This window comes from Micromonospora sp. U56 (genome assembly GCF_018070095.1).
Taxonomy (GTDB): domain Bacteria; phylum Actinomycetota; class Actinomycetes; order Mycobacteriales; family Micromonosporaceae; genus Micromonospora; species Micromonospora purpureochromogenes.
The window spans coordinates 1-14,784 of record NZ_JAGPYL010000146.1 but is presented as its reverse complement, the minus strand read 5'-3'; the positions used below and the strand labels follow the sequence as shown (position 1 = coordinate 14,784).

The 14,784-nt window shown below is 74.7% G+C and carries 14 protein-coding genes; 5 read left to right on the top strand and 9 right to left on the bottom strand.

What is annotated here, in order from left to right:
* Positions 1-549 precede the first annotated feature (549 nt).
* The gene (locus KBX37_RS30180; protein ID WP_210779267.1) at positions 550-1,554 is read left to right on the top strand and encodes an NAD-dependent epimerase/dehydratase family protein; all 1,005 of its coding nucleotides are present in this window, start codon (positions 550-552) and stop codon (positions 1,552-1,554) included.
* Positions 1,555-1,650: 96 nt separating this feature from the next.
* Here KBX37_RS30180 and KBX37_RS30175 read toward each other — a convergent pair whose 3' ends face one another.
* Complete coding sequence (locus tag KBX37_RS30175) at positions 1,651-2,625, bottom strand: nitroreductase (RefSeq protein WP_210779266.1); 975 nt, start codon at positions 2,623-2,625, stop codon at positions 1,651-1,653.
* 186 nt (positions 2,626-2,811) lie between these two features.
* Between KBX37_RS30175 and KBX37_RS30170 the strand changes: the two genes are divergently transcribed.
* On the top strand, positions 2,812-3,450 hold the full coding sequence (locus tag KBX37_RS30170; RefSeq protein ID WP_154942955.1) for a response regulator transcription factor: 639 nt from the start codon (positions 2,812-2,814) through the stop codon (positions 3,448-3,450).
* Positions 3,451-3,522: 72 nt separating this feature from the next.
* Here the strand turns inward: KBX37_RS30170 and KBX37_RS30165 are convergent, their stop codons facing one another.
* The 8 genes from KBX37_RS30165 to KBX37_RS30130 all read right to left on the bottom strand — a co-directional run bounded on the left by KBX37_RS30165 (position 3,523) and on the right by KBX37_RS30130 (position 13,104).
* A complete protein-coding gene (locus KBX37_RS30165) occupies positions 3,523-5,151 on the bottom strand; it encodes a GAF domain-containing sensor histidine kinase (RefSeq protein WP_247659287.1) in 1,629 nt (542 codons plus the stop codon).
* Between the two features lie 141 nt (positions 5,152-5,292).
* Positions 5,293-6,300, bottom strand: a complete 1,008-nt coding sequence (locus KBX37_RS30160) for a nitroreductase family protein (RefSeq protein WP_210779265.1) — start codon at positions 6,298-6,300, stop codon at positions 5,293-5,295.
* Between the two features lie 270 nt (positions 6,301-6,570).
* The gene (locus KBX37_RS30155; RefSeq protein ID WP_210779264.1) at positions 6,571-7,437 is read right to left on the bottom strand and encodes a universal stress protein; all 867 of its coding nucleotides are present in this window, start codon (positions 7,435-7,437) and stop codon (positions 6,571-6,573) included.
* 31 nt (positions 7,438-7,468) lie between these two features.
* Positions 7,469-9,871: a phosphoketolase gene (locus KBX37_RS30150; RefSeq protein ID WP_210779263.1), complete on the bottom strand. Its 2,403-nt coding sequence runs from the start codon at positions 9,869-9,871 to the stop codon at positions 7,469-7,471.
* Positions 9,872-9,997: 126 nt separating this feature from the next.
* Positions 9,998-10,828 carry a universal stress protein gene (locus tag KBX37_RS30145; protein WP_210779262.1) on the bottom strand — a complete coding sequence of 277 codons (831 nt, stop codon included), beginning with the start codon at positions 10,826-10,828 and terminating at the stop codon, positions 9,998-10,000.
* A gap of 173 nt (positions 10,829-11,001) precedes the next feature.
* Positions 11,002-11,829 (bottom strand): oxidoreductase, encoded by an 828-nt coding sequence (locus tag KBX37_RS30140; protein ID WP_210779261.1) that lies wholly within the window; start codon positions 11,827-11,829, stop codon positions 11,002-11,004.
* Positions 11,826-12,389: a TetR/AcrR family transcriptional regulator gene (locus tag KBX37_RS30135; RefSeq protein WP_210779260.1), complete on the bottom strand. Its 564-nt coding sequence runs from the start codon at positions 12,387-12,389 to the stop codon at positions 11,826-11,828. The genes KBX37_RS30140 and KBX37_RS30135 overlap by 4 nt, the downstream gene beginning before the upstream one ends.
* A 31-nt stretch (positions 12,390-12,420) precedes the next feature.
* On the bottom strand, positions 12,421-13,104 hold the full coding sequence (locus tag KBX37_RS30130) for a serine/threonine-protein phosphatase (RefSeq protein WP_307849269.1): 684 nt from the start codon (positions 13,102-13,104) through the stop codon (positions 12,421-12,423).
* Positions 13,105-13,364: 260 nt separating this feature from the next.
* Here KBX37_RS30130 and KBX37_RS30125 point away from each other — a divergent pair, with 260 nt between their 5' ends.
* The 3 genes from KBX37_RS30125 to KBX37_RS30115 all read left to right on the top strand — a co-directional run.
* Positions 13,365-13,601 carry a helix-turn-helix domain-containing protein gene (locus KBX37_RS30125; RefSeq protein ID WP_088963234.1) on the top strand — a complete coding sequence of 79 codons (237 nt, stop codon included), beginning with the start codon at positions 13,365-13,367 and terminating at the stop codon, positions 13,599-13,601.
* A complete protein-coding gene (locus tag KBX37_RS30120; protein WP_210779259.1) occupies positions 13,601-14,179 on the top strand; it encodes a Clp protease N-terminal domain-containing protein in 579 nt (192 codons plus the stop codon). The genes KBX37_RS30125 and KBX37_RS30120 overlap by 1 nt, the downstream gene beginning before the upstream one ends.
* Positions 14,180-14,390: 211 nt before the next feature.
* Positions 14,391-14,784: diacylglycerol kinase family protein (locus tag KBX37_RS30115; protein WP_307849268.1), on the top strand; the 394-nt coding region annotated here is incomplete at its 3' end.

Below are 14,784 nucleotides of genomic sequence, written 5' to 3'. Positions count from 1 at the left end.
CCACGAGCAGGCGCTCACACATACAAGGGGAAAGTCTTCGGTCCGGCAGGCTTCACGAGCGGGGGCTCGGGTGCCGGGTCCATGTGTAACGACCGGCGGCCCACCATCATTCCGGGGCCCGCATCCCTAGGCGACCCAGGTGATGGGGCCAGGCCAGCGGGCTTGCTGCTGCGATCGTCCAGGTGGTGTAACGACCCCGGGCCGGCCGCCATTCCGGGGGTGGGGGTGCCGCCGGCCACGGGACGGTTGGCCACTGGCTGGCACAGACCCGGACATACGACGCGCCCAACGAACCCGGTAACCGGACATCCGACCACTCCGGAGCGCGAGACCCGGGCACGCCGACCCGGCCGGAACCGGACATCCGACACGGCGAATGCCGCAACGACATGGATCGCCTGATGGCCCTGGTCCTGGAAGCGGCCACCGCCGACGGAGTCGATCCGCCCCAGCGGGTCGGCGGCGGCGGGGCGGGATTCTGCCGTTGGCAGATCCGCCAGCGGTGAACGGGGGGTCCGTCGGGAGCCGGGACCGTGCAGGCTGGGACGCATGAGACTGCTGGTGCTGGGTGGAACAGGCTTCGTCGGTGGCGCGACCGTGGCCGAGGCGGTACGCAGAGGGTGGTCGGTGACCGTCTTCAACCGGGGGGTGCACGGTGCGGTGCCGGCGGGCGTACACCGGTTGCGGGGTGACCGGACGGCGCCGGACGGCCTGGCGGCGCTCGCGGTCGGTGAGTGGGACCTGGTGGTGGACACCTGGGACGGCGCGCCGCGGGCGGTGGGGGACGCGGCCCGGGCGCTGGTCGGGTCGGTGCCGCACTACGTCTACGTCTCCAGCGGTTCGGTCTACGCCCACCCGCTGCCGGCGGGGGCCGGGGAGGAGGCGCCGGTGGTGGACGCCGCGCCGGACGCGGGCGACGGGGACTACGCGCACAACAAGGCGGGCGGGGAGCGGGCCGTACTGGAGGTGTTCGGGGACGCGGCGTTGCTCGTCCGGGCCGGGCTGATTCTCGGTCCCGGGGAGGACATCGGTCGACTGCCCTGGTGGTTGGAGCGGGTCGCCCGGGGCGGGGACGTGCTGGCACCGGGTCCGGAGGACCTGCCGATCCAGTACGTGGACGTGCGGGACCTGGCGGGCTGGATGCTGGACCGGGGCGCGGAGCGCGTCGGCGGGGCGTACAACGTGATCAGCCGCAGCGGGCACGCGACGATGGGGGAGCTGTTGGCGGCGGTCGTCGCGGCGACCGGGTCGGACGCGCGGCTGCACTGGACGGATCCGGAGCGGATCCTGGCGGCCGGGGTGGTGCCCTGGAACGACCTGCCGGTCTGGGTGCCGCGCGGTCACGAGTTCCGCTGGTTGCAGGAGCGGGGCGTGGAGAAGGCGTACGCGTCCGGGCTGACCTGCCGGCCGGTGGCCGAGACGGTCGCCGACACCTGGCGGTGGCTGCCGCAGGTGGGGTCGGTGCCGGCTCGGGCCGGGCGGCCGGCGCGCGCGGCGGTGGGGCTGGACCCGGAGCGGGAGGCGGCCCTGCTCGGCAGCCCCCGCCCCGCCTGACACCGACGCACCCCGGGCAGGACCGACCACGCTGCCGGCCCCGGCGACGGGGGCGGGGCCGGCAGCCGACAGGCGGCACGGGTGGAGGGGTACGGCTCAGGCCGACACCACGGGCAGGTCGAGCACGTCGTCCACGCTGCGCCGGGGGGTGGCCGCCCCGGGCTGGCCGTAGCCGATCCGCATCACCATCTGGGGCGTGCCGAACCGGCCCAGCGACAACCGCAGCGCCTCGCGCGCCCCCTGCACCTCGATCGGCTGGGACAGCAGGGAGACGCTCAGCCCGGCGTCGGTCGCGGTGAGCAGCACCCGTTGCAGGGCCTGCCCGGCCAGGATCTGGTCGGCGGACGTGTTGCCCGCGGAGCCGAGGACGGCGACCAGCGGCTCCGGCTCGAAGTCCCGGCCGGGGGCGCGGTTGCGGCCGCCGAAGCCGCGCATCGGCAGCAGGTCCTGCGGCTCGCTCTGCGGGCCGCCGGCGGCGGCGGGCACCCCGTCGGGCGCGGGCTCGCGGCGGATCCACTCCGTCCGCTCCCGCCGGTAGTCGGGGTCGCGTTCGAGCACCCGGTGGGCGCTGCGGGCGACCTCGGCGAGGGCGTTGACCGCGCTGGTGCCGATGACCAGTTCCAGCCAGCACTGCTCGGCGCGGGCCGCCTCGCCGAGCCGCCACCGGGCGTCGGCCGGCACCGGGTCCGGCCAGAACGGCGCGCGGTTGCTGAACCGGCGCGAGATCGCCGCGTGCAGGCTGCGATCGGCGGGGGTGGCGGGCCGGGGCGCGTCCGGGACCAGCCGGGCCAGCACGTCCGGTTCGGTCGGGTACGGCCGCAGCCGCACCGTGGCCGGGGTGCCGGCGACGGCGAGGGCGAGCCGCAGGTTGAGCAGGGCCGCTCCGCAGGAGAGGCGGGCGCCCCAGCCGCTCGGGTCGGTGGCGGGCAGCCGGCGGGTCGGGTCGACCGACAGTTCGATGCCGCCGTCGCGCAGCCGGAACCGCCAGGGCTGGCTGTTGTGCAGGGAAGGTGCCCGGACGGCGTCCGCGGCGGCCGCTCGCAGTTGCGCGACCGTGAAGCCGGTGTCCATGGTGATGCTCCTTCCGTGGCAGGTGGGGGCGGCCCCCGCTGGTTCACCTCAACGGTGCGTCAGCGGCCGGGGAACCGGGCAGGGCCGGATGTCCCGTCCGCCCGGGCCCCCCTTCCCGCCCGTGACGCGGCAGGTAGGGGACCTTCGGCCCGTGCAGAAGGCGGCCGCGGCGGGTAGAAACGAGGAATGATCCGGGTGTTCCTCCTTGACGACCACGAGGTCGTCCGTCGTGGCCTTGCCGACCTGCTGCAGAGCAGCGGCGACATCGAAGTGGTCGGCGAGTCCGGCTCCGCGCAGGAGGCGGCCCGCCGCATCCCGGCCCTCCGGCCGGACGTGGCGATCCTCGACGCCCGCCTGCCCGACGGCAACGGCATCGACGTGTGCCGGGACATCCGGGCCGTGGACTCCTCGATCAAGGGTCTGATCCTCACCTCGTACGAGGACGACGAGGCGCTCTTCGCCGCGATCATGGCGGGGGCGGCCGGTTACGTGCTCAAGCAGATCCGCGGCACCGACCTGGTGGACGCGGTGCACCGGGTGGCGGCCGGCCAGTCCCTGCTCGACCCGGCGATCACCACCCGGGTGCTGGAGCGCATCCGCAGCGGCGTCGAGCAGCCCCGCGAGCTCAAGACACTCACCGAGCAGGAGCGCCGCATCCTGGAGTACGTGGCCGAGGGGCTGACCAACCGGGAGATCGCCGGCAAGATGTTCCTGGCCGAGAAGACCGTGAAGAACTACGTCTCCAGCGTGCTGGCGAAGCTCGGTCTGGAGCGGCGGACCCAGGCGGCGGTGCTCGCCACCCGCCTGCTCGGCAAGACCCACTGAGCGCCCGCCGGGACGTGCCGCCCGGAGCGCCCGCCGCGTCGGGAAGGCCCGGGGCGGACGGCCGGACCGGGGTCAGTCCCGCAGCGGGACGCACCAGTACAACTCGGTGCCGTGCGGCTCTGCCGGGCGTACCTGGAACTCGCCGCCGTGCCGCTCGGCGCGCTCGCGGAGGTTGACCAGCCCGCCGCGCGCGGCGGCGGGGTCGCAGCCGACGCCGTTGTCGGTGACGGTGAGCGCGACCCGCCCGGCGTCGACCCGGATGGCGACGGCGACCCGGGTGGCCTCGGCGTGCCGGACGGCGTTGGACAGCGCCTCGCGGAGCACGGCGGTGAGGTCGGGGCGGACCGATTCCGGTACGGCGCTGTCGATCGGCCCGGCCAGCTCCACGGCGGGGCGGAAGCCGAGCGATTCGGTGGCCAGGTCGATGGTCTCCCGGATCTCGGTGCGCAGCGCCGCGCTCATCGGGGTGCGCAGCTCGAAGATGGTCCGCCGGATGTCCCGGATGGTGGCGTCGAGGTCGTCGACGGCCGCGTTGATCCGTTTGGCGACCTCGGGCCGGGCGTTCATCGGGGCGGCGCTCTGCAGTTGCAGGCCGGTGGCGAAGAGCCGTTGGATCACCACGTCGTGCAGGTCGCGGGCGATCCGTTCGCGGTCCTCCAGGACCACCAGCAGCTCCCGTTCCTCCTGGCCGCGGGCCCGCTCCATGGCGAGCGCGGCCTGGCCGGCGAAGCTGCCCAGCAGCCGTACGTCGCCGTCGACGGTCCGCGCGGAGTCCGGTCGGTGTGCGATCACCAGCACGCCGTGCAGGGTGTCCGCCGCGGCGAGCGGGGACACCACGGCGGGGCCGGCGACCACCGGCGCCGGCCAGGGGGCGGCCTGGGCGAGGTTGTCCACCAGCTCGTGCCGGTGCTCGGTGACCGGGCCGGCGAAGCTGGTCTCGGCGGCCGGCAGCACCGCGCCGACCAGTTGCCGGTCCGCGCCGTCGGCCGAGTCGACCACCTCGACGGTGAACTGGCCGGCGTCCTCGTCGTAGAGCAGCACCAGGGCCAGCTCCGCCTCGGCGACCTCCCGGGCCCGGCGGGCGACCAGGGTCAGCGCGTCGGTGCGGCGGACCTCGCCGAGCAGCACCGAGGTGATCTCGGCGGTGGCGGCGAGCCAGCGTTCCCGCCGGTGGGCCAGCGCGTAGAGGCGGGCGTTCTCGATCGCGACGCCGGCCGCGGCGGCCAGCGCGACCACGATCTCCTCGTCGTCCTCGGTGAACTCCGCCGCGCCCTGCTTCTCGGCCAGGTAGAGGTTGCCGAAGACCTGGTCGCGGATGCGGACCGGCACGCCGAGGAAGCTGTGCATCGGCGGGTGGTGCGGCGGGAAGCCGTACGACTTCGGGTGCTGGGTGATGTCCGGCATCCGCACCGGGCGTGGTTCGTCGATGAGCAGGCCGAGCACGCCGCGCCCGTGCGGCAGGTCGCCGATCTTGGCGTGCAGCTCGTCGCTGATGCCGTGGATGATGAAGTCGTGCAGCATCCGGTCCGGCCCGATCACGCCGAGTGCGCCGTAGCGGGCGCCGACCAGCTCGCAGGCCGACTGCACGATCCGTTGCAGGGTGCTGCGCAGGTCGAGGTCGGAGCCGATGCCCACCACCGCGTCCAGCAGGGCGCGCAGCCGCTCCCGGCTGGTGACCACCTCGCCGACCCGGTCGAGCATCTCCTGGAGCAGCTCGTCGAGGCGTACCCGGGACAGCGGGCTCAGCCCCAGCGAGGGGGCGAGGGGCTCGTTGCGGTGCGTCGGTTCGGTGGCGGCCACGCAGGCGATGCTATCGCCCTCGTGGCCGCGAACACGAGATCGTCAGGAGCGCTGGTCGCGGACCGCCGAGGTGTCGACCACCTGCTCGATGGGGAGCCGCGGGGTGTGCGGCGGCCCCGCGTGTGCCGGGTCCGCGATCCCCAGCCGCACCACGAGGTACGGGAAGCCGAGCCCGCTGAGCAGTCGGCGCAGCGTCTGCCGGGTGCCGGGCACCTCCACCACGCCGGAGAGCGGCACCACGGACACGCCGAGGCGGGTGGCGGTCAACCAGAGCGCGGAGAGCGCCTCGCCGGCGCGCAGCCAGCTGTCCGGCTCGTCCTCGTCGCCGTTGAGCAGGCCGTACACGGCGGCCTTGTCGTGGCCGGGGCCGATCGGCAGGGTGCCGGCGCGGCCGAAGTCGCGGCCGGGGACGGTGGTCTGCGGCTGCTGCTCGGGCAGTACCTCCGGCGGCAGCCCGGTGCCGCCGGCCCGGCTGGTCCAGTACTGCAGTTCCTCGCGCAGCTGCGGGTCCTCCGCCTCCACCGTGCCGGCGTGCGAGGCGGCGGCGGCCAGCTCCATCACCTGGTCGGAGTCGAGGATCTGCAGGCTGGCACCTTCGGCGGCGACCGCCCGGCTGATCTCACCGATCGCGGCGGTCGGGACCGGCTCGTCGCTGACCGGCCGCCGGTCGGTGTGCCGTACCTGCATGCACTGCACCATGCGCATGGCGTCCGTGTCCGCGCCGGACCGGTTTAGCCCGATCAGTCGGGCCAGCAGGTCCGGCTGCGCCGGGTCGGGCAGCCGCTCCACGACGGCCGTCCAGCCTTCGGCGGCCAGCGCGAGCCGGGCGTGGTGCAGCGCGGCGCCGCAGCTGATCGCCAGCAGCCGCCCCTCCGGGTCGGTGGCGGTCAGCTGACGGTCCCGGACGATCCGTAGTTCCAGGGCGTCGGGCAGCACCAGCCAGCGCCACGGTTGCGTGTTGTGCACCGAGGGGGCGTAGCCGGCGGTCGCGGCGGCCTCCGCGAGGGCGGTGGTCAGCGGGCGGTCCTGTCCCGGCGTCTCGTGGCTCATCGTCACGACCTTTCCGTTTCTTCCCATCGTGCCCCACCTCGACGGTCGCGGTGGTGGGGTCACTGCTCCATCCTTCGTCATGCCCGGCTCCGGCGCAGCCCACGCCGCACCGGCGCCGCCGGCCCGCTTCCTCCGGCATCCCGTCGCCGGCGGGCGTGGTGCGACATCGGGATGCGGCGGGTCGCGCTGTCCCGCGACGGGGAGGCTGCGACACGCCGCGAACGGGCGTCGATCACCAGGGCGGGCCGGGCCGGTGCCGGCGCCGGGACCTCAGCGTTCCCGGGCCACGACGACCGGGCAGGACGAGTGCTGGAGCAGCTGCTGGCTGACCGAGCCGAGCAACATCCCGCGCAGCCCGCCCAGACCCCGGCTGCCCACCACCACGAGCTGGGCGCCCCGGCTGGCCTCGACCAGGGCGGCGGCCGGGTTGCCGGGCGCCACCTCGATGTCGACGTCGACGTCGGGGAAGGTGTCCCGCCACGGGGCGAGGGACTCCTCGACCGCGGCCCGTTCCCCGGCGGCGGTGGCCTGCTCGTCGTGGTCCGAGGGCCGCCACCGCCCGGCCGGCGGTGCGACAACCCGCACCACCCGCAGCGGCACCCTGCGCTGCGCGGCGCTCTCCACCGCGAAGCCGAGCGCCACCCGGGAGGACTCGGAGCCGTCGACGCCGACCACCACCGGTCCCGCCCCGGTGGCCTGCCCGGCGCGCACCACCACCACCGGGCAGTGCGCGTGGGCGGTCACCGCGACGGCGGTCGAGCCGGCGAGCAGGCCGGCGAAGCCGCCGTGCCCGCGACTGCCCAGCACCAGCAGCCCGGCGTCGGCGGAGCGCTCCTGCAACACCAGGGCGGGCGGCCCGTCGTACACCTCGCCGTGCACGGTCACGCCCGGCCGCTGGGCCACGGCGTCGGCTGCGGCCTTGTGGACCAGCTCCTCGACCTGCCGTCGGGCGGTCTCGTCGGGCCAGATCCCCGGGGCCACCCCGGGGCCGATCCAGCCGGCCACGGTCAGCCACTCGAAGACGTACGCCAGGCGGACCGGCCGGCCGCCGCGCTGCGCCTCGTCCAACGCCCAGTCCAGCGCCAGGGTGGCGTCGGTGGAACCGTCGTAGCCGACCAGGATCTCGTCGCTGCTCATCGCGCTCACCTTCCCCTGCCGGCCGGCCGGTTCACTGCCCGCCGCGCAGGCCGGGATCGGTCTCGCGGATCCAGCGCCACTCGGCGACCCGGGGGTCGTCCTCGCCGTACCGGCGGGTGTAGTCCCGGCAGGCCTGCCGGGCGTCGACCATCTCCTGGCGCAGGTGGGCGGCGCGCGAGGCGAGCCCGGGCACCCGGTCGATCACGTCGATGACGAGGTGGAAGCGGTCCAGGTCGTTGAGCATCACCATGTCGAAGGGCGTGGTGGTGGTGCCCTCCTCCTTGTATCCGCGTACGTGCAGGTTGTCGTGGTTGGTGCGGCGGTAGGTGAGCCGGTGGATCAGCCACGGATAGCCGTGGTACGCGAAGATGATCTGCTTGTCGCGGGTGAAGATGGTGTCGAACTCGTTGTCCGGCAGCCCGTGCGGGTGCTCTGACGGCGGCTGGAGCCGCATCAGGTCGACAACGTTGACCACCCGCACCTTCAGCTCCGGCAGGTGCTGGTGCAGCAGGTCCGCCGCGGCGAGGGTCTCCAGGGTGGGCACGTCGCCGGCGCAGGCCAGCACCACGTCCGGCTCGCTGCCCTCGTCGTTGCTGGCCCAGTCCCAGATGCCCAGGCCGCGCCGGCAGTGCTGGATCGCCTCCGGCATGGTCAGCCAGTTCGGCGCCGGCTGCTTCCCGGCGACCACCACGTTGATGTAGTGCCGGCTGCGCAGGCAGTGGTCCATGGTGGAGAGCAGGGTGTTGCCGTCCGGCGGCAGGTAGACCCGCACCACCTCGGCCTTCTTGTTCATCACGTGGTCGATGAAGCCCGGGTCCTGGTGCGAGAAGCCGTTGTGGTCCTGCCGCCACACGTGGCTGGAGAGCAGGTAGTTCAGCGAGGGCAGCGGCTCCCGCCAGGGGATGGCCCGGGTGACCTTGAGCCACTTGGCGTGCTGGTTGACCATCGAGTCGACGATGTGGATGAACGCCTCGTAGCTGGTGAAGATGCCGTGCCGGCCGGTGAGCAGGTAGCCCTCCAGCCAGCCCTGGCACAGGTGCTCGGAGAGCACCTCCATCACCCGGCCGTCGGGGGAGAGGTGGTCGTCGCCGTCGGAGGTGCCGGCGACGAACGTCCGGTCGGTGACCTCGAAGGCGGCGCCGAGCCGGTTGGAGGCGACCTCGTCGGGGCCGAAGAGGCGGAAGGTCTGCGGGTTGGCGGCGATCACGTCGCGCACCCACGGGCCCAGCGCGCCGGTCGACCCGGCCATCGGCGTACCCGGTTGCTTGACGTCGACCGCGTAGTCCCGGAAGTCCGGCAGCTCCAGGTCGCGCAGCACCCGGCCGCCGTTGGTCACCGGGTTGGCGCTCATCCGGCGGTCGCCCCGGGGCGGCAGGGCGGCCAGTTCGGCGACCGGGGCGCCGGTGGCGTCGAAGAGCTCCTCCGGCCGGTAGCTGCGCAGCCAGCGCTCCAGCTCGGCGAGGTGCTCCGGGTTCGTGCGTACCTCGGAGACGGGCACCTGGTGGGCCCGGTAGGTCCCCTCGACCCGCTTGCCGTCGACCTCGCGGGGACCGGTCCAGCCCTTCGGCGTACGGAGGATGATCATCGGCCAGCGGGGGCGCTCGACGGTGCCGCCGGAGCGGGCCCGCCGCTGGATCTCGGCGATCTCGTCGACCGCCCGGTCCAGCGTGGCGGCGAGGGCCTGGTGCACGGTGGTCGGGTCGTCGCCGGCGACGACGTACGGCTGGTGGCCGTAGCCGCGCATCAGCTCCAGCAGGTCGTCGGTGGGGATCCGGTCCAGCACCGTCGGGCTGGCGATCTTGTAGCCGTTGAGGTGCAGGATGGGCAGCACCGCCCCGTCGCGGGCCGGGTTCAGGAAGACGTTGGACAGCCAGCTGCCCGCCAGCGGCCCGGTCTCCGCCTCCCCGTCGCCGATGACGCAGGCGACCAGCAGGTCCGGGTTGTCGAAGGCGGCGCCGTACGCGTGCATCAGCGCGTACCCCAGCTCGCCGCCCTCGTGGATCGAACCCGGCACCTCCGGTGCCACGTGGCTCGGGATGCCGCCGGGGAAGGAGAACTGGCGGAACAGCCGGGCCATGCCCCGCTCGTCCTGGCTCACCGCGTGGTAGAGCTCGCTGTAGGTCCCCTCCAGCCAGGTGTTCGCCACCAGGGCCGGGCCGCCGTGGCCGGGGCCGGTGACGTAGATGGCCGACAGGTCACGGTTGACGATGATCCGGTTGAGGTGGGCGTAGAGCAGGTTGAGACCCGGGCTGGTGCCCCAGTGGCCGAGCAGTCGCGGTTTGACGTGCTCGGGCTGCAACGGCTCACGAAGCAGCGGGTTGTCGAGCAGGTAGATCTGCCCGACGGTGAGGTAGTTAGCCGCCCGCCAGTAGGCGTTCAGCCGGCGCAGCTCGTCTTCGGTCAGTGGGCTGTGCAGGTCGAGAGCGGTGTCCATGCTGCAATAGCCTCTCGCGCGTCGGGGACTTCTGCAGCCCGAAGGCGGATATCACCCGGGGCCTGTCCAGCTTGACCCGGCCCGGTGCGAGTGGATCAGGGCCGTTGGTCCCGGGACCGGGGGGCGTCACGGCCCGTCCGGTGGTGTGGCGGTCAGGCCGCGGACCACGATGACCGGCGACGGCGCGTGGTAGAGCAGGGTCTGGCTCACCGCGCCCAGCATGCCGCGCCACGGCTCGTCGCCCCGGGCGCCGACCAGTGCCAGCTGGGCCGACCGCGACTGCTCGACCAGGACCGCGCCCGGGTCGCCGCGGACGGTGTGGCACTCCGCCGCGACGCCGGGGTAGCGCCGCCCGACCTCGGCCACCGCCTCGATGAGCACGTCGTCGCCGTCGTCGGCCCGTCCCGGCTCGACGACCCGCACCGCGAGCAGCCGGGCGTCCCGGCGGGCGGTGCAGTCGAAGGCGAAGTCGAGCGCGGTCCGTGAACTCGCCGACCCGTCCACGCCGACCAGCACCGGCCCGGCGACGGGCGGCTCGCGGCGGACCCCCCGCCCCGGGCAGCCGGCGCGGGCGGCGAGCGGCACCGCCGGCGCGTCCGCGGGTACGCAGTCCCCGCACGTGGTCATGCCGCCGTCGCCGACGGCCACCAGGAACGCCGACTCGGAGCGGCGGATCAGCGCGTCCAGTGGCGGGCCCTCGACGATCTCACCGCTGACCGACAGCTCCGGCTCGATCTCGGCGGCGGTCGCGGCGGCCCGGGAGATCAGCTCCTCGGCATCGGCGCGGGGCTCGGCGACCGAGGCCGCCTCGAACGCCGCCTGCCAGTTGAAGGCGTGCAGCAGGGTGAGGTCGCGGCGGTGCGCGGCGGCCGCCCGGGCGGCCTCCCGGACGACTTCCATGGCCTGCGGCAACACGCTGACCCCGACGACCACCGGCGCGCCGGCGGATCCGGTCATCCGGCTCACCTCCCGGGCGCCCCGCACGGTACGGCCACGCCGACCCCACCGACGCTAGTCGCGCCGCCGCCCGGGCGGGCCGGGATCGGCACACCGGGGCGCGGGCTTCCGGCGTGCCGCTCGGCACACCGGGCAGGGGCGGGCCGGGACCGATCGGCGGGCCGCCGGGCTGCTCAGCGGAACTGGAGCCGGGCGACCGCGTCGAAGACCCGCGCGCCGAGCAGCCGGCGGGTGTGCACCATCGCCCAGGCGGCGGCGGTGACCAGGTAGCGGGTGCGGGGGCGGCGGGCGGTGACCGCCCGCTCGATCACCCGGGCCACCGTCTCGGGCGTCGCGGCCAGCATCGGGTTGGCGTAGGACTTGGCCATCGCCGCGTCGACCGAGGCGACCATCGTCCGGTACGGCCCGGCCGGGGCGCCGCCCGCGCCGAGCGACTTCGCGGCCACCGCCCCGAACCCGGTCCGGATCAGGCCGGGCTCGACGACCACCACGTCGATGCCGAACGGCCGCACCTCCTGGCGCAGCGCGTCGGAGATCGCCTCCACGGCGTACTTGCTGGCGTGGTAGTAGCCGCCGCCGGGGAAGACCAGCCGGCCGCCCATCGAGCTGACGTTGACGATCCGGCCCCGGCCGGTCCCGCGCATGCCGGGCAGCACGAGCTGGGTGAGCCGGCTGAGCCCGAAGACGTTGGTCTCGAACTGGGCCCGGACCCGATCCAGTGGGGCCTGCTCGATCGGCCCGTACTCGCCGTAGCCGGCGTTGTTGACCAGCACGTCGACCTGGCCGTGGGCGGCCTCGACGGCGGCGACGGCGGTCCGCATGGACTCCTCGTCGGTGACGTCGAGGGGGAGCAGCCGGGCGCCGCTGTCGGCGAGGTCGGCGATCGCCTCGACGTTGCGGGCGGTGGCGTAGACGGTGAACTCCGGGCGGCGGGCGAGCTGGCGGACGGTGGCCCGGCCGATGCCGGAGGAGGTGCCGGTGATCAGGACGGAGGTGGTCATGCGGGGGCTCCCGGGTGGTCGAGGCCGGCGACGAGGAGCGCGACACCCTCGCGCAGCCGCCGCCGGGGCAGGTCGGGGTCGGTGAGGTCGGCCTCCAGGCCGCGGGTGAGCGCGACCAGCACGTCGGCGACGGCGCGGGCCCGCGGCCCGGCGGCGTCGGCGAGCGCGCCGGCGACCACGTCGGTCAGCTCCCGGGTGTACGCCTCGGCGAGGTCGCCGGTGAGCCGGGTGCTGGTGTCGAGGAGTTCGGCGGCGTGCCGGCTCTCCCGGTGCAGCCGGAGGGTGAGTTCGAGCTTGGCGGCGAGCACGTCGTGCAGCCGCTGCCGCAGGTCGACGTCGGGCGCGGTGGCCGCCCGGCGGGCCTGGGCGAGGGAGTCGGCGAAGAGCCGTTCGGCCAGCCGTCGGTAGGCGTCGTCCTTGTTGCGGACGTACTGGTAGACGGCGGGGCGGGACATCCCGGCGGTGGCCGCGATGTCGTCCATCGTCGTGCGCCGCACGCCGTGCCGGGTGAAGCACTCGTACGCGGCGGCGAGGATCGACGCCAACCGGTCGTTCGACATGCTGACAATGTTCGCACAGATTGTCAGAGCGTCAACGGTGTTCGCCGTCACCCTCGGCGCCGGGCCGGACCCGGAGCACCACGGCGGTGGCGTTGTCCTCCCCGCCCTCGGCCAGGCTGCTGGTGAGCAAGCTGCGCACCGCCCGCTTCGGGTCGCCGCCGGCGAGGGCCTCCCGCATCCGGTGGTAGTCGACCTGGTCGCTCACCCCGTCGGTGCAGAGCAGCCAGGTGTCGCCGACCCGCAGCGGCACGGCGAGCAGGTCCGCGTCCGGGTTGTCGGGGTGGCCGACGTAGCGCAGCAGCTGGTAGCGGGCCCGGGCGGCCTCCGCGGAGCCGGCCCGGTACCAGCCGTGCAGCAGCCCCAGCCAGGCGGCCGTGTGGTCGACCGTCATCAGTTCCAGCACGCCGTCGCGCAGCCGGTACGCCCGCGAGTCGCCGAGCTGGACGAGCCACACCTGCTCGCCGTCCGGCTCGACCAGCAGGGCGGTCAGCGTGCAGCCGGTCAGCTCGGTCAGCCGCGCGCCGGCGGCGCGGACCAGGGAGCGGGCGTCGGCGACCGCCGCGCGCAGCTCGCGCGCCCCGACGGTGGGCCAGTCACCGCGGACCGCCTCGACCAGGGTGGTCATCGTCGTGGTGCCGGCCACCCGGGCGCCCTCGCCGGAGCCCATGCCGTCGACGACGGCGACGAAGGGCAGCGTCGGGTCGACGTGCAGCACGTCGAAGTTGGCCGGCTAGCGGTGGCCGACCACGCTGCCGCCGGCGACCTCCAGGGCGACCCGCCCGGCGGCGAGATGGCAGGTCAGCGGCTCGGGTCGGTCGGACGGAGCGCGGCGGAACATCAGCGGACCGTAACACCGCCGAAGCCCCTGCTCGGGGCGTCGGCGGTCGTGTCGGGCGGTCGGTCCGCGCGCCGGGTCGGACACCCGTGTTGTCAACGAGGGTTGACAGGGTGGCGCTGTCAACGTAAGTTGACGGCATGAGTCAGGCAACGGAACTCGCGGCGGCCGCCGGCAGCACCGACCCCAAGGTCGGGCTCCGGGCGGTGCTCGCCCTGCGCCGGCTCCTCGAACGGCTGGAGGTCGTCCAGGTGGACAACGCCCGTCGACAGGGCTGGTCCTGGCAGGACATCGCCGACGCGCTCGAGGTCAGCCGGCAGGCGGTCCACAAGAAGCACGCCGGGCGACCGGCGGTCCGAGGAACCTGGGAGGCGTGATGTTCGAACGGTTCACCGACCGGGCCCGTGCGGTCGTCCACCGGGCGGTCGACGAGGCGCGGGCCGAGCGGCAGCGGCCGGTCGGCACCGAGCACCTGCTGCTCGGCGTCCTCGCCGACGGCGACGCGCTGGCCAGCCGGGTGCTCACCGAGGCGGGGGTGCGCCCGGAGGGCCTGCGAGCCGCCATCGCCCGGCACGCCGCGCCCGGCGCCAGCGGTCTCGGCGAGGCGGACGCCGCCGCGCTGCGCGAGATCGGCATCGACCTCACCGCCATCGTCGCCCGGATCGAGGAGTCGTTCGGTCCCGACGCGCTGCGCGAGGCCGCGCCCGCGCCGCGCCGCCGCTGGGGTTTCCGGCGGAACGACGACGGGCGGTTCTCCCCCCGTGCCAAGAAGGTGCTGGAGCTCTCCCTGCGCGAGGCGCTCCGGCTGCGCCACCACCACATCGGCACCGAGCACATCCTGCTCGGGCTGCTGCGCGAGGGCGGCGGCCTCGCCGCCGTGGTGCTCACCGAGGCCGGGCTGAACCTCGACGACCTGCGCCGGCGGGTCGAGACGGCGCTGCGGACGGCGGCCTGACCGCTGCCCCCGGGCTCTGGCTTCGCCGGGGGTGGATCGTCCCGGCGAAGCGGGCGGCCACCCGCGCCCGGCGGGTGACCGAGAATGGCGAGCGCGAGGCCGGCGGTGAGCGGGCCAACCGGTGGTGGGGCGTTTCAAACCTGATTGCGGCCAGTGCAACGTCGCCCCGCGCCGGCTCGCTGACCGGCCCCGCTTGCTGCACACTTGCGCCGTGGATGGTGGAGAGCAGACGCGCCCGGTGACCGCCGACGACGCCCCGCCGCGCTCGGCGGTGGTGGTCAACCCCTCGAAGGTGACCGATCTGGACCAGTTCCGCCGCACGGTGGACGACGCCCTCGCCGCCGCGGGCTGGCCCGAGCCGACCTGGTACGAGACCACGGTCGAGGATCCGGGCAGGGGCCAGACCGAGGCGGCCGTCGCCGCCGGCGCTCAGGTGGTCTTCGCCTGCGGCGGCGACGGCACCGTGATGGCCTGCGTCAGCGGACTGGTCGGCACCGACGCCGCGCTGGCCGTGCTGCCCCAGGGCACCGGCAACCTGCTCGCCGCCAACCTCGGGCTCTCCAACGACCTGGCCGCCGGCCTGCAGGTCGCCGTGGAGCGCGGGA